General features: G+C 62.2%; 13 protein-coding genes and 1 pseudogene. 12 read left to right on the top strand and 2 right to left on the bottom strand.

Annotated elements, in window-relative coordinates; genetic code table 11:
* Window positions 1-17 precede the first annotated feature (17 nt).
* The 4 genes and pseudogenes from lipA to CUJ84_RS08810 all read left to right on the top strand — a co-directional run bounded on the left by lipA (window position 18) and on the right by CUJ84_RS08810 (window position 2,661).
* Complete coding sequence (lipA, locus tag CUJ84_RS08795) at window positions 18-989, top strand: lipoyl synthase (protein WP_012757334.1); 972 nt, start codon at window positions 18-20, stop codon at window positions 987-989.
* 68 nt (window positions 990-1,057) lie between these two features.
* Window positions 1,058-1,559: pseudogene (locus tag CUJ84_RS08800) on the top strand (AAA family ATPase).
* Between the two features lie 40 nt (window positions 1,560-1,599).
* Window positions 1,600-2,196: an AAA family ATPase gene (locus CUJ84_RS08805; RefSeq protein ID WP_105005896.1), complete on the top strand. Its 597-nt coding sequence runs from the start codon at window positions 1,600-1,602 to the stop codon at window positions 2,194-2,196.
* 9 nt (window positions 2,197-2,205) lie between these two features.
* Window positions 2,206-2,661 carry a type II toxin-antitoxin system RatA family toxin gene (locus CUJ84_RS08810; protein ID WP_105005897.1) on the top strand — a complete coding sequence of 152 codons (456 nt, stop codon included), beginning with the start codon at window positions 2,206-2,208 and terminating at the stop codon, window positions 2,659-2,661.
* An 11-nt stretch (window positions 2,662-2,672) separates the two neighbouring features.
* Here the strand turns inward: CUJ84_RS08810 and CUJ84_RS08815 are convergent, their stop codons facing one another.
* Together CUJ84_RS08815 and CUJ84_RS08820 are read right to left on the bottom strand one after the other, a co-directional pair.
* Complete coding sequence (locus CUJ84_RS08815; protein WP_105005898.1) at window positions 2,673-3,173, bottom strand: CinA family protein; 501 nt, start codon at window positions 3,171-3,173, stop codon at window positions 2,673-2,675.
* On the bottom strand, window positions 3,173-4,390 hold the full coding sequence (locus CUJ84_RS08820) for a bifunctional 2-C-methyl-D-erythritol 4-phosphate cytidylyltransferase/2-C-methyl-D-erythritol 2,4-cyclodiphosphate synthase (protein ID WP_105005899.1): 1,218 nt from the start codon (window positions 4,388-4,390) through the stop codon (window positions 3,173-3,175). Before CUJ84_RS08820 ends, CUJ84_RS08815 begins: the two co-directional genes overlap by 1 nt.
* Before the next feature lie 145 nt (window positions 4,391-4,535).
* Here CUJ84_RS08820 and dusB point away from each other — a divergent pair, with 145 nt between their 5' ends.
* The 8 genes from dusB to hfq all read left to right on the top strand — a co-directional run bounded on the left by dusB (window position 4,536) and on the right by hfq (window position 14,890).
* Window positions 4,536-5,552 (top strand): tRNA dihydrouridine synthase DusB, encoded by a 1,017-nt coding sequence (gene dusB / locus CUJ84_RS08825; RefSeq protein WP_199788795.1) that lies wholly within the window; start codon window positions 4,536-4,538, stop codon window positions 5,550-5,552.
* Window positions 5,549-6,703, top strand: coding sequence for a two-component system sensor histidine kinase NtrB (locus tag CUJ84_RS08830; RefSeq protein WP_018241914.1), 1,155 nt, complete (start codon window positions 5,549-5,551; stop codon window positions 6,701-6,703). The genes dusB and CUJ84_RS08830 overlap by 4 nt, the downstream gene beginning before the upstream one ends.
* Window positions 6,700-8,151: a nitrogen regulation protein NR(I) gene (gene ntrC / locus CUJ84_RS08835; protein ID WP_017964172.1), complete on the top strand. Its 1,452-nt coding sequence runs from the start codon at window positions 6,700-6,702 to the stop codon at window positions 8,149-8,151. Before CUJ84_RS08830 ends, ntrC begins: the two co-directional genes overlap by 4 nt.
* Window positions 8,152-8,760: 609 nt before the next feature.
* The gene (locus CUJ84_RS08840; protein ID WP_105005901.1) at window positions 8,761-9,750 is read left to right on the top strand and encodes a potassium channel beta subunit family protein; all 990 of its coding nucleotides are present in this window, start codon (window positions 8,761-8,763) and stop codon (window positions 9,748-9,750) included.
* Between the two features lie 232 nt (window positions 9,751-9,982).
* Window positions 9,983-12,253, top strand: a complete 2,271-nt coding sequence (locus tag CUJ84_RS08845; RefSeq protein ID WP_105005902.1) for a sensor histidine kinase NtrY-like — start codon at window positions 9,983-9,985, stop codon at window positions 12,251-12,253.
* Window positions 12,243-13,607, top strand: a complete 1,365-nt coding sequence (locus tag CUJ84_RS08850; protein ID WP_018241921.1) for a sigma-54-dependent transcriptional regulator — start codon at window positions 12,243-12,245, stop codon at window positions 13,605-13,607. Before CUJ84_RS08845 ends, CUJ84_RS08850 begins: the two co-directional genes overlap by 11 nt.
* Before the next feature lie 64 nt (window positions 13,608-13,671).
* A complete protein-coding gene (locus CUJ84_RS08855; protein WP_105005903.1) occupies window positions 13,672-14,535 on the top strand; it encodes a D-amino-acid transaminase in 864 nt (287 codons plus the stop codon).
* 112 nt (window positions 14,536-14,647) lie between these two features.
* A complete protein-coding gene (gene hfq, locus CUJ84_RS08860; RefSeq protein WP_003539403.1) occupies window positions 14,648-14,890 on the top strand; it encodes an RNA chaperone Hfq in 243 nt (80 codons plus the stop codon).
* The last annotated feature ends 29 nt before the right edge of the window (window positions 14,891-14,919 follow it).

Genomic DNA, 14,919 nt, shown 5'->3' on the forward strand with positions numbered 1-14,919 from the left:
AGAAAGCTGAAACTGCAATGGTGACGATCCTCGATACGATCAATCCCGACGCCAAGCGCGTGCGGCATCCCGAGAAGGCGCATCGGCCTGATACGGAAGTCATGCGCAAGCCGGACTGGATTCGCGTCAAGGCGCCGACCTCCAAGGGTTATGCCGAGACGCGCGCGATCGTGAAGGAGCACAAGCTCGTCACCGTCTGCGAGGAGGCCGGCTGCCCGAATATCGGCGAGTGCTGGGACAAGAAGCACGCGACCTTCATGATCATGGGCGAGATCTGTACCCGCGCCTGCGCCTTCTGCAACGTCGCCACCGGCAAGCCGAATGCGCTCGACATGGCCGAGCCCGAGAATGTCGCCAAGGCGGTCAAGGAGATGGGCCTATCCCACGTCGTCATCACCTCGGTCGACCGTGACGACCTGGAGGACGGCGGCGCCGAACACTTCGAAAAGGTGATCTGGGCAATCCGTGCCGCCTCGCCGATGACGACGATCGAGATCCTGACGCCCGACTTCCTGAAGAAGCCTGGTGCGCTGGAACGCGTCGTCGCCGCCAAGCCCGACGTCTTCAACCACAATATGGAAACGGTGCCCGGCAACTATCTGACGGTTCGCCCCGGCGCCCGCTACTTCCATTCCGTCCGCCTGCTGCAGCGGGTGAAGGAACTCGATCCCACCATGTTCACCAAATCGGGAATCATGGTCGGTCTCGGCGAAGAGCGAAACGAAGTCCTCCAGCTGATGGACGATTTGCGCACCGCCGATGTCGACTTCCTGACGATCGGCCAGTACCTGCAGCCGACGCGCAAGCACCATAAGGTCGAAAGCTTCGTCACCCCCGACGAGTTCAAGTCCTACGAGACCGTTGCCTACAGCAAGGGCTTCCTGATGGTCGCCTCCAGCCCGCTGACCCGCTCCTCCCACCATGCCGGCGACGACTTTGCCCGGCTGAGAGCGGCGCGCGAAAAGAAGCTGCTGATCGCCGCCGAGTAAGCTTCGGCACTTGCTTTTTGATTGAACCGCGGCGATTTTCGCCGCGGTTTTTCTTTGGGAGGCCGACGATGAACATCACCTCCGGATTGAAATCGCCGCTGATCGAAGCCAACCGTATCCTGGTGATCGGCTGCCCCGGCAGCGGCAAGAGCACGCTCTCAGCGCGGCTTTCGCGAGCGCTCGACCTTGACTACATCTCCATGGATCGCGACTTCTACTGGCAACCGGGCTGGAGAAAGAAGACCGCGGATCATGGATGGAACCGGCCTCAGCTCCTTCCATCTTCGCCTGCCGCGCGCAGACGCCGTCATTTGGCTTCGGCTGCCCAGATATGCATGCCTGTACGGCGCGGTCTCGAGAACATACCGTCATTTTGGGCGCAACCGTCCCGAACTGCCTGCCGGCTGCCCCGAACGCCTCTCGCTGGATGCGCTTGCCTATATCTGGAATTTCGAGCGCGATGCCGCACCTCTGATCGAGGTAGCACTTCAGGATCACGGGCTTGCAAATTCCACCGTCATCATAAGATCGCGCAAAGCAGCTAACCGTTTCGCCGCTCTTAGCGCTTGAGTCGCGCCGGCGAAACGCACATCTGGCTCGAGGGAGTTGCATGATGGATCAGAGAGTAGACTTGCCGCCGCGTCAGCAGATCACCGATCTCGAACAGGCTGCCGAGCATATTCGCACAGCCCGCCGCATCCTCGTCATGGGTTGCTCGGGCGGCGGCAAATCCACGCTATCGCTGAAGATTGCCAAGCGCTTCGGGCTTTCCTACATTTCGCTCGATCGCGACGTATTTTGGCTTCCCGGCTGGGTGGTGCGCGACAGGGCCGAGCAGAGAAATATCATCGCCAGCCGGATTCTCGAAGAACGTTGGATCATGGACGGCACGAACCCGTCCTCCCTGGACATTCGGCTGCCGCGCACCGATCTCGTCCTCTGGGTCCGCATGCCGCGGCTTCTCTGTATCTGGGGCGCAATCAGCCGGTGGGCGAAATGGATCGGCCGCACTCGCCCCGAAATGGCGCCGGGCTGTATCGAGAAGGTCGATTGGGAATTCCTCCGCTTCATCTGGACCTTCGAGGAGAAATTTGCGCCGCGCCTCGTCGCCGGCATCGCCGCACATGGCCCTGACGTGCCGGTTCTTCAGCTAAAATCCCGCCGCCAGATGCGCGAGCTTCTTGATCTTCTCGGCCGGCCCGATTAATTGCCGCCTATGCCGCAATTCGAAACGCACCGTCCCGTACCGCACACGCCCGAGCAGATGTTCGACCTCGTCGCCGATGTCGAGCGCTATCCGGAATTCCTGCCGCTCTGTGAAGCGCTGGCCATCCGAAGCCGCAAGGAGCGCGATGGCAAGATCCTGCTCGTCGCCGACATGACGGTCGGCTATAAGGCGATCCGCGAGACCTTCACGACGCAGGTGCTGCTGAATCGGGCCGAGCAGGTGATCGAGGTCAAATATATCGATGGCCCGTTCAAATATCTCGACAATCGCTGGCACTTCGCCGAGACGCCGTCCGGCGGCTGCACCGTCGATTTCTTCATCGACTACGAGTTCAAGAGCCGCATTCTCGGCGCGTTGATGGGCTCGATGTTCGACCGCGCCTTCCGCATGTTCACCGAAGCCTTCGAGACCAGGGCAAACAGGATCTACACGCCGGCTCGATGAGCGAACCCGTGTCAGGCGGCAAGGAGCGAGCGCACCATCTCCAGCGCCGTCCTGATCGTCGCCAGCCGAACCTCGCTGCGGCCGATATCGCCATAGAGCATTTTCCGATGGATGAGCGCGCCGGAGCGCGATTTGGCGGCGAGATGCACGAGGCCGACCGGTTTTTCCGCCGATCCGCCGCCGGGACCGGCAATGCCGGTGACGGCAACGGCGATTTCGGCGCGAGAGCGGAAGAGGGCGCCATGCACCATCTGCCGCGCCGTTTCCTCGGAGACCGCCCCGAAGCGCAGCAGCGTTTCCGCCTGCACGCCGAGCATCTCGATCTTTGCGGTATTCGTATAGGTGACGAAGCCCCGGTCGACGACGGCTGATGAACCCGATATCTCCGTCAGCGCCCCGGCGATCAGACCGCCGGTGCAGGATTCGGCGGTCGAGACCATCAGCCCGGCAGCCGTGAAGTCGCGGATGATCGCTTCCGCCATCGAAACGATATCCTGAGGAAAAAGGCTCATCAAATCCGTCCGCGATAGACGACGGTCGCAGTCGCGATCGCCGCGATGCCTTCGCGCCGGCCGACGAAGCCGATCGTCTCATTGGTCGTTGCCTTGACCGAGCAACGCTCGATATCGATGCCGAGATATTCCGACAGTTTCGCCCGCATGGCGTCGCGATGCGGGCCGACCTTCGGCGCCTCGGCAATCAGCGAGACATCGGCATTCATGATCATGCCGCCGCGCTCGCGCACGATCCGGGCGGCATGCTCGATGAAGATCCGCGAAGGCGCGCCCTTCCATTGCGGATCGGACGGCGGGAAATGATCGCCGATATCGCCGGCGCCGCAGGTGGCGAGCAGCGCGTCCGTCAGCGCATGCAGCGCGACGTCGGCATCCGAATGACCTTTCAGCTTCTGGTCATGCGGAATGAACACGCCGCAAAGTGTCACGCCGTCGCCCGCTACGAGTTGGTGCACGTCGTAGCCGTTACCGGTGCGCACGTCTGGAAGCAGCGAAGTCGACAGCTTGTCGTCGGCCATGGCGATATCGTTCTTGACCGTCAGTTTGACGTTGTCGGCCGTGCCCTCGACGATCGTCACCGGAATGCCCAGCCATTCGGCGATCGAGGCGTCGTCGGTGAAATCGGTTCGTCCGCTCGCCGCCGCCTTTTCATGCGCCTCGAGGATCGTTTCGAAGGCGAAGGATTGCGGCGTCTGCGCTGCGTAGAGATGCTCGCGTGAAACCGTTGTCAGCACGGTGCCGGCGCCGTCGGCGCGTTTCAGTGTATCGGTGACCGGGATCGCCGGCAGGACCGCCTGTGCGCCGGCGTCAAGGCTCTCGGCAATGCGGTCCAGTAGCACATGATCGAAGAACGGCCGTACGGCATCGTGGATCAGAACATGGCTGATTTGCTTGTCCTTGAGGTATCTGAGGCCGGCAAGCACGGATTGCTGCCGGGTGGCGCCGCCATGCACCGTTTCGATCGGCGTCGCCGAGATGATGTGGCGGAAGGCTCTTGCAAACAGCGCCTCGTCATCGGGATGAATGACGACGACGATCTGAGTTGCCGCTTCCCATGTCATGAAGTTTTCAAGCGTATGCACGATAACCGGCTTGCCGCCGATCATGCGATACTGCTTGGGGCCTTCCGTGGAGGATCCCGCGCGCTCGCCACGGCCGGCGGCCACGATGACAATTCCAGCCGATATCGGTTGCTTAGAAGGCATTTGCAGCATAAATCCCCTAAAATATGCGGAACTGACCCGAGTGCTCTAACGTCTTGCTTTGGCCTTTTCCAGCATCTGCCCGAAAAATATCAATTCCCATCCCAGCCCCCTTGGCAAGCTAGGGAATAATGGCTAAAAATAATGCAGTTCTATTGTGTGCCCGAAAGATAATCATTTGATTTCCAAGGACCTCGCAGCGCCTTTCCGAATCGGACCCGTGTCCGTGCGGAACCGCGTTGTGCTGGCGCCGATGTCCGGCGTCACGGATATGCCCTTCCGCGAGCTTGCGTGGCGCTTCGGCGCCGGCCTCGTCGTCACCGAAATGGTGGCGAGCCGCGAGCTGGTCAATGACACGGCCGAATCCTGGTCGCGGCTGCGGGCGGCGGGCTTCCGGCCGCATATGGTGCAGCTTGCCGGGCGCGAGGCGCATTGGATGGCGGAGGCGGCCAAGATCGCCGCCGATCACGGCGCCGATATCATCGACATCAACATGGGCTGTCCGGCAAAGAAGGTGATCGGCGGTTATTCCGGCTCGGCGCTGATGCGCGATCCCGATCATGCGCTCGGTCTCATCGAGGCGACGGTCAAGGCCGTCGACATTCCGGTGACGCTGAAGATGCGCCTCGGCTGGGACGAGAATTCGATCAACGCGCCTGACATTGCGCGCCGCGCCGAGGCCGTCGGCATCCAGCTTGTGACCATTCACGGGCGCACCCGCATGCAATTCTATGAAGGTCGCGCCGATTGGGGTGCGATACGCGCCGTCCGCGAGGTGATCTCCATTCCGCTGATCGCCAATGGCGATGTCGAAACCGCAGGCGATGCGCAAGAAATATTGCGCCGCTCCGGCGCCGATGCCGTGATGATCGGCAGGGGCTGCCAGGGCAGGCCATGGCATGCCGGCACCATATCAGGTGCGCCCGCACCACAATCCCTGAAGATCGCCGAGATTGCCGTCGAGCATTACCGGATGATGCTGGATTTCTACGGCGAAGCGGTGGCGATCCGCCACGCCCGCAAGCACCTTGGCTGGTATCTCCAGCGTTTCGCCCCTGATCTGTCAGGTGCTGAAAAGGCGGAGATCATGACCTCGCGCGACCCGCGCGAGGTGGCCGCGCGCCTTTACGATGCGCTTGCGGCAAATATTGTCGACAGCCGGGAGGCGGCATGACGAAGGATATGACATCTCCGTCCGATCACGCCGGCGGGACCGTCGCCATGGCCGTGCTGAACGCCATCCAGAACCCCGTCATCATGGTCGACGAATCCGGCTTCGTCGTCTTCGCCAATTGGGAGGCGGAGGCCTTCTTCGGCGCCAGCGCCTCGCATCTGGCGCGTTACCGCATCTCGACCTTCATTCCCTTCGGCAGCCCGCTGCTCGCCTTGATCGACCAGGTGCGCGAGCGCAAGGCGCCGGTCAATGAATATCGCGTCGACCTGAGTTCACCCCGTCTCGGCCAGGACAAGCTCGTCGATCTCTATGTCGCCCCGGTGCTCAGCGAGCCCGGCGCCGTCGTTATCGTCTTTCAGGAACGCTCGATGGCCGACAAGATCGACCGGCAGCTGACGCATCGCGCCGCTGCCCGCTCGGTGACCGGTCTTGCCTCGATGCTGGCGCATGAGATCAAGAATCCGCTCTCCGGCATACGCGGCGCCGCCCAGTTGCTTGAGCAGTCTGCGATCGACGACGATCGGGCGCTGACCCGGCTGATCTGCGACGAGACCGATCGCATCGTCTCGCTGGTCGATCGCATGGAAGTCTTTTCCGACGAACGGCCCGTCGACCGCATGCCGGTCAATATCCATTCCGTGCTCGATCATGTGAAGGCCGTCGCCAAGGCGGGTTTTGCCCGCAACATCCGGGTCACCGAAAGTTACGACCCGTCGCTGCCGGCCGTTTATGCCAATCGCGACCAGCTCGTCCAGGTCTTCCTCAATCTGGTGAAGAACGCCGCCGAAGCGGTCGGCGATCGGCCGGACGGCGAAATCATGCTGACGACGGCCTATCGCCCCGGCATCCGTCTCTCGGTCGCTGGCACGCGCGAGAAGATTTCGCTGCCGCTGGAATTCTGCGTCCACGACAACGGTCCCGGCGTTCCCGCCGATCTGGTGCCGCATCTCTTCGATCCCTTCATCACCACCAAGCCGAACGGCAGCGGCCTCGGCCTGGCGCTGGTCGCCAAGATCATCGGCGATCACGGCGGCATCATCGAATGCGACAGCCAGAACAGCCGCACGACATTCCGCGTTCTCATGCCGGCGTCGAAGGACGCCTCGCTCGAGGACGCTTCTATAGCAAGCTCGACAGGACCTTCTCGATGACAGCCACGATCCTCGTTGCAGATGATGATGCGGCCATCCGGACCGTGCTCAACCAGGCTTTGAGCCGCGCCGGTTATGACGTCCGCATCACCTCCAACGCCGCTACCCTCTGGCGCTGGATTTCGGCAGGCGAGGGCGATCTGGTCGTCACCGATGTGGTGATGCCCGACGAGAACGCCTTCGATCTGCTGCCGCGCATCAAGAAGGCGCGGCCCGACCTGCCCGTCCTCGTCATGAGCGCCCAGAACACCTTCATGACCGCCATCAAGGCCTCGGAAAAGGGCGCCTACGACTATCTGCCGAAGCCTTTCGATCTCACCGAACTGATCGGCATCATCGGCCGGGCGCTTGCCGAGCCGAAGCGCAAGCCTGCCAAGCTTGAAGACGACATGCAGGACGGCATGCCGCTCGTCGGCCGGTCGGCGGCGATGCAGGAAATCTACCGCGTGCTTGCCCGCCTGATGCAGACCGACCTGACGCTGATGATCACCGGCGAATCCGGCACCGGCAAGGAGCTTGTCGCCCGCGCGCTGCACGACTACGGCAAGCGCCGCAACGGCCCGTTCGTCGCAATCAACATGGCGGCGATACCGCGCGATCTGATCGAATCCGAACTCTTCGGCCATGAGAAGGGCGCCTTTACCGGCGCGCAGACCCGCTCTACCGGCCGCTTCGAGCAGGCCGAGGGCGGCACGCTCTTTCTCGATGAAATCGGCGACATGCCGATGGACGCCCAGACACGGCTTCTGCGCGTCCTGCAGCAGGGCGAATACACCACCGTCGGTGGCCGCACGCCGATCCGCACCGATGTGCGCATCGTTGCCGCCACCAACAAGGACCTGAAGCAGGCGATCAACCAGGGCCTCTTCCGCGAGGACCTCTATTACCGCCTCAATGTAGTGCCGCTGCGGCTACCACCACTGCGCGACCGCGCCGAGGACATTCCCGATCTGGTGCGCCATTTCATCCAGCAGGCCGAAAAGGAAGGCCTCGGCTCCAAGCGCTTCGATCAGGAAGCCCTAGAACTGATGAAGGCCTATGCCTGGCCGGGCAACGTGCGCGAGTTGGAAAATCTCATCCGCCGTCTGATGGCGCTCTATCCGCAGGATGTGATCACCCGCGAGATCATCGATGCGGAACTGCGCTCCGACGTGCCCGACAGCCCGATCGACAAGGGGCCGATCCGCAGCGGCTCGATGACGATCGCGCAAGCCGTCGAAGAGAACATGCGCAGCTACTTCGCAGGCTTCGGGGACAATCTGCCGCCGCCCGGCCTCTATGATCGTGTGCTGACGGAAATGGAATATCCGCTGATCCTCGCCGCTCTGACGGCGACGCGCGGCAACCAGATCAAGGCGGCCGATCTTCTGGGTCTCAACCGCAACACCCTGCGCAAGAAGATCAGGGAACTTGGCGTCTCGGTCTACAGAAGCTCCCGCACCGCCTGAGCTCGCTCGGGGGCGCGATAAAAAGAAGGCGGCGGGCCCTCATGTTTGCCCACCGCCCACCCCTCCCGGCGTCCGCCGCCACGGTCGGGAGGAGAGGTGAGCCTATCTGAGCCAGGTCGCGGTTTATATCCAAGCAGACAAACAAAAATGCGGTGTCATTCAACAGTCACATAAGCATTTGTGAGGAATGATTTGCCGCCAGGCGAATGTCATTGAAGTTGCTGCGGTCGTCGTCGCCGTGCCTGTGGATAAGCTGTGGATATCCGGTGGACGACACGATCAATCAGCGGTCGATAACGTCGCAGATTCCAATCGCATGTTGCCTATCCGTTCCGAATCTCATCATTCTGCCGTTGCTGCCGTCGACCTCCGCCGCAAACGTCGTCGATCGCATGCCACGGGCGCTCCGACAGATGTCGTGGAGCGCCCTTTTTCTTTGCGGTCGGGGGCTGACGGCAACTGCGACATCGTGTTTTGGTCAACTTGGCGGGCTGAGCCTCGCATATCTTTGCGCATGCCATAGATTACGCGAATCGGTCGTCGATCAATCGGGCGACGCCGACCCCGGTGACAGACCGGCACATATTCATAATTTGCGGGAGTTGCATGATGGAATATCGACGTTTGGGAAAGTCGGGCCTGAAGGTGAGTGAGTTCTCCTTCGGTTCCTGGGTGACGTTCGGCAAGCAGGTCTATGGAGGCGACGCCGTCGACCTCATGAAGCTTGCCTATGACAACGGGGTGAACTTCTTCGACAATGCCGAGGGATACGAGAGCGGCAAGTCCGAGATCGTGATGGGCGAGGCGCTCAGCAGGCTTGGCTGGAGCCGTGACAGCTTCGTCGTTTCCAGCAAGGTCTTCTGGGGAGGCCAGAAGCCGACGCAGCGCGGCCTGTCGCGCAAGCATGTGACCGACGCCTGCCACGCAGCGCTCAAGCGGCTTCAGGTCGACTACCTCGACCTTTATTTCTGCCACCGCCCGGATATCGACACGCCGATCGAGGAAACAGTCCGGGCGATGCACGATCTCGTCGCCCAGGGCAAGGTGCTCTATTGGGGCACGTCGGAATGGTCCGCGCAGCAATTGACGGAAGCCTACGCCGTTGCCCGGGACTTGCGCATCACGCCGCCGACCATGGAACAGCCGCAGTACAACATCTTCGAACGCCAGAAGGTCGAGTCCGACTATCTGCCGCTCTATGACCTGATCGGCCTTGGCACCACGATCTGGTCGCCGCTCGCCTCGGGCGTCCTGACCGGCAAGTACAATAATGGTGTGCCGGCCGACAGCCGTATGAACCTGCCGGGCTACGAATGGCTGAAGGAAAAGTGGTCCAGTGATGCCGGCCTTGCCCAGCTCAAACAAGTTGGCGAACTCGCAAAGCTCGCGGACGAGATCGGGATATCGATCACGCATCTCGCCCTTTTGTGGTGCCTCGCCAACCGGAACGTCTCGACTGTCATTCTTGGAGCCTCGCGCGCCAGCCAGCTGCAGGATAATCTCGCGGCCCTCTCACACCGAGAGAAGGTGACGTCTGACGTGCTGGACCGGATCGACACGATCGTCGGAAACAAGCCCGAAGGACCACGTCGGTTCTAGAGGACAGAAGCCTCGCTCGACGGGCCAGATTAAGGCTCGTCGAGGGAAGCACGGCTTGACAATGTGACGAGACGCGTTGCATTTTCGCCACAATGCGTTGCTTAAAGGTCACGCACGGGTTTTGGACATTCGCTCCCGATCGAGTCGTTGTAGCGCTGGCTTTTTTAAGCCGGCGTTGCTTGGTTTTAGATCGGACGGCGAGGGCGGCAGGTGTCGTCCGAAGAGAGGCCGAATGACGCAGGATGGGGTATCGCCGGCGGCGGCGGGCGAGACGGTGACGACAGTGACCGATCGCCGCGCCCTTTTTGCCGTGCCCGGCCTCGTGCTCGCCGGCGGCGCGCTTCTCTGCGCCACAGCCACGCTTTTCGTGCTGCTCGGCCTGACGCCGATCGCGCCGACTTCGCATGTCGTCATCACCTCGGTGATCGTCAATTCCTTCTTTGTCCTGACGCTTCTCGCCTTGATTGCTCGCGAGGTGGCAAGGCTGCTGAAGGCGCGCACCCGCGGCCGTGCCGCAGCCCGCCTGCATATCCGCATCGTCGTGCTCTTTTCGATCGTCGCGATCACGCCGGCGATCCTCGTCGCCATCTTCGCCAGTATCACGCTGAATGCCGGTCTTGACCGCTGGTTTGCCCTGCGCACCCAGTCGATCGTCAGCTCGTCGCGCAATATTGGCCAGGCCTACATGATGGAGAATGCCAGCTACCTGCAGGGGCAGACGGTCTCCATGGCCAACGACCTCGAGCGCAACCGCGCGCTCTACAGCCTCGACAGGACCGGCTTTGCCGACCTGATGACCCGCCAGGCGAGGGGCCGCGGCCTGCTTGGCGCCTTCCTCGTCGAGCGCGACGGCTCGGTGATCGTCCAGGCCGATATCGCCACCGAAAAGCCGCTGCCGGCCATTCCGCAGGACGCGCTGGAAAAGGCGGCGGCCGGCCAGCCGACGCTGATCCCGCCCGGCGTCACCAATCTCGTCGGCGCCATCATCAAGCTCGATGCCATCCAGGGCACCTTCCTCTATACGGTGCGGGCCGTCGATCCCAAGGTCATGGGCGCCATGCGCATGATGGAGGAGAACGCCACCGAATACCGCTCGATGGAGGCCAACCGCTTCTCGCTGCAGGTCGCCTTTGCCGTGCTCTATATCGGCTTCGCGCTGATCGTGCTCCTGGCGGCGATCTGGACCGCGATCGCCGTCGCCGACCGCATCGTCCGGCCGATCCGCCTGCTGATCACGGCGGCCGACAGCGTTGCGTCGGGCAATATGGATATCGTCGTGCCGGTGCATGCCGTCGACGGCGACGTCGCCAATCTCTCGCGCACCTTCAACAAGATGATTTCGGAAATCCGCACCCAGCGCGACGAGATCCTCGAGGCCAAGGACGAGGTCGACGACCGCCGCCGTTTCATCGAGGCGGTGCTGTCGGGCGTCACCGCCGCCGTCATCGGCGTCGAGCAGGACCGCCGTATCGCCATCGTCAACAGTTCGGCCGAGACGCTGATGTCGCTGTCGGCCGACGAAATGCTCGGAAAGCAGCTGGTCGACATCGCGCCGGAGGTCGATCACGTGCTGACCGAGGCGGCGGTGCGGTATCGCGGCGATTTCCGCAAGCAGATCGCCCTGGTGCGCGGCGGTACTGTGAGGACGCTCAGCGTCCAGGTCACCCGCGAGGAAGTGCGCGACATGAGCGAATCCTACGTGATCACGCTCGACGACATCACCGATCTCGTCATCGCCCAGCGCTCGACCGCCTGGGGCGACGTGGCAAGGCGCATCGCCCATGAGATCAAGAACCCGTTGACGCCGATCCAGCTTTCCGCCGAGCGCATCCAGCGCCGCTATGGCAAGCAGATCGACCCGGGTGACCGCACCGTCTTCGACCAGTGCACGGATACGATCATCCGCCAGGTCGGCGATATCGGCCGCATGGTCGACGAATTCTCCGCCTTTGCCCGCATGCCGAAGCCGACCAAGGAGCCGAGCGACCTGCGCAATATCCTGCGCGACGCGATCTTCCTGCGCGAGATGGGCAACCATCACGTCACCTTCGAGCAGGATTTCGGCGAGCAGCCGCTGGAGGGCTTGTTCGACAGCCGCATGCTCGGCCAGGCCTTCGGAAACCTCATCAAGAATGCCGTCGAATCGATCGAGGCCGTTCCGAGCGAGGAGCGGGACGAACGCAAGGTTCTCGTCCGCGCCGCACTCGATACCGGCCGCGACCGCTTCACCGTCGACGTGATCGACAATGGCCGCGGCCTGCCGGTGGAGAACCGCCACAGCATTCTGGAACCCTATATGACGATGCGCGAGAAGGGCACCGGCCTCGGCCTCGCCATCGTCAAGAAGATCATCGAGGAACATGGCGGGCAGCTCGAGCTGCATGATGCGCCCGCCGATTTTGACCGGGGAAGAGGGGCCATGATCCGCGTGCATCTGCCACGCCTAGATCCGACGCCTGCTGCCCCCGCAGCCAATGACAAGGAAAGCGTTTATGGCCTCTGATATTCTCGTCGTCGACGATGAGCACGATATTCGCGAGATCGTTTCCGGCATTCTCTCGGATGAAGGGCACGAGACGCGCACGGCCCATGACAGCGACAGCGCGCTGGCGGCAATTTCCGATCGCGTGCCGCGGCTGATCTTCCTCGATATCTGGATGCAGGGCAGCAAGCTCGACGGCCTGTCGCTGCTCGACGAGATCAAGACCCGCCATCCGGAATTGCCCGTCGTGATGATATCAGGCCATGGCAACATCGAGACCGCCGTCTCGGCGATCAAGCGCGGCGCCTTCGATTTCATCGAGAAGCCCTTCAAGGCCGACCGGCTGATCCTGATCGCCGAACGCGCGCTGGAGAATTCCAAGCTGAAGCGCGAGGTTTCCGAGCTGAAGCGCCGCACCGGCGACGCGCTGGAGCTGATTGGCACGTCGGTCGCCGTTTCGCAGCTGCGTCAGACGATCGAGAAGGTGTCGCCGACCAACAGCCGCATCATGATCCTCGGCGCCTCTGGCTCCGGTAAGGAGCTGGTGGCGCGGATGATCCACAAGAAGTCGGCCCGCGCCAACGGTCCCTTCGTTGCAATCAACGCCGCCAACATCACGCCCGAACGCATGGAAGTGGCGCTGTTCGGCACCGAAGGCACGCCCGGCCAGGCGCGCAAGATCGGCGCGCTCGAGGAAGCCCATCGCGGCATCCTCTATCTCGACGAAGTCGGCGAAATGCCGCGCGAAACGCAGAACAAGATCCTCCGCGTGCTGGTCGATCAGCAGTTCGAGCGCGTCGGCGGCTCCAAGCGCGTCAAGGTCGATGTCCGCATCATCTCCTCGACCGCCTATAATCTCGAGAGCCGCATCGCCGAAGGATGGTTCCGCGAGGATCTCTACCATCGCCTTGCCGTCGTGCCGGTGCGTGTGCCGGCGCTGGCCGAACGGCGCGAGGACATTCCTTTCCTCGTCGATCAGCTGATGCGCCAGATATCCGAGCAGGCCGGCATCCGTCCGCGCCGCATCGGCGACGACGCCATGGCGGTGCTGCAGGCGCATGACTGGCCCGGCAACATCCGCCAGCTGCGCAACAATATCGAGCGGCTGATGATCCTTGCCCGCACCGACGGGCCGGATGCGCCGATCACCGCCGACATGCTGCCGACCGATCTCGGCGACATGCTGCCGAAAGTGTCTGCCAAGAACGACTATCACATCATGACGCTGCCGCTGCGCGAAGCCCGCGAGATGTTCGAGAAGGATTACCTGATCGCCCAGATCAACCGCTTCGGCGGCAACATCTCGCGCACCGCGGAATTCGTCGGCATGGAGCGTTCGGCGCTGCACCGCAAGTTGAAGTCGCTCGGCGTCTGATCGTTTCCGGCGCGGCCGCCGCCGCGCCGCCTCCCATATTGCTTCCCGGAAGACCAGGTTTCCCATGCCGAGAATTGCCTATGTGAATGGCCGTTACGTCAAGCATTCCGATGCCAGCGTGCATATCGAGGATCGCGGCTACCAGTTTGCCGACGGCGTCTACGAGGTCTGCGAAGTGCGCCACGGCTATATCGTCGACCTCACGCGCCATCTGAACCGTCTCGACCGTTCGCTTAGTGAATTGCGCATCGCCTGGCCGATGGGCCGGGCGGCGCTGACGCAGGTCATTCGCGAGACGTTGCGCCGCAACCATGTCCGCAACGGGCTTTTCTATATGCAGGTGACGCGCGGTGTGGCCCGCCGCGATCATGTCTTTCCGGCCGCGGGAACGCCGCCTTCACTGGTGATCACCGCCAAGAGCACCGATGCGAAGATCATCGCTGCCAAGAACGCCAACGGCATCAAGGCGATCACCCTTGTCGACAATCGCTGGGACCGCGTCGACATCAAGTCCGTCGGCCTGCTGCCGAATGCCATGGCCCGCCAGCAGGCCAAGGAGGCCGGCGCCCAGGAAGCGATCTATGTCGATGGCGACGGCATGGTGAAGGAAGGGGCGGCGACCAATGTCTGGATCGTCGATCCGGACGGAACGCTGGTGACGCGCCCGGCCGAACACGGCATTCTGCGCGGCATTACCCGCACCACTCTGATGGATGTCGCAGCCAGGTTGGGGTTGCAGATCGCCGAGCGGAGCTTCTCCGTTTCGGAGATGCTCGCAGCCCGCGAAGTCTTCCTCACTGCAGCCACAAGCATTTGTTTTCCGGTCGTTTCCGTCGATGGCCAGGCCATTGCCAACGGCCATCCGGGCAGCGTTTCGCAGAAAGTCCGCGAAGCCTTTTTCGACGTTGCGGAAAAGATTGCGATTTGATACCAAGATTTGCTGGACAGGTGGAACGAGGATGCCACCGGTCTTTGCATGGTGAGGTTGATTGATATTCTACCGGCCAGATCAGGTCGGCAATAAAGAAAGAAGCGGCGCGATGGCGGAACGTTCTCAGAATCTTCAGGACTTATTTCTCAATACTGTTCGCAAGCAAAAGATTTCCCTGACAATCTTTCTGATCAACGGCGTGAAACTCACGGGCGTTGTTACGTCTTTTGACAATTTCTGTGTTCTTCTTCGCCGTGACGGCCATTCGCAGCTCGTGTATAAGCATGCGATCTCGACGATCATGCCGGGCCAGCCCATGCAGATGTTTGAGAGCGAAGAAGCAGCGTCCTAACAGGATCAGCCGTCATTTCGACACGCGAT

It is taken from the genome of Rhizobium leguminosarum (genome assembly GCF_002953715.1).
GTDB classification, from domain to species: Bacteria; Pseudomonadota; Alphaproteobacteria; order Rhizobiales; family Rhizobiaceae; genus Rhizobium; species Rhizobium leguminosarum_V.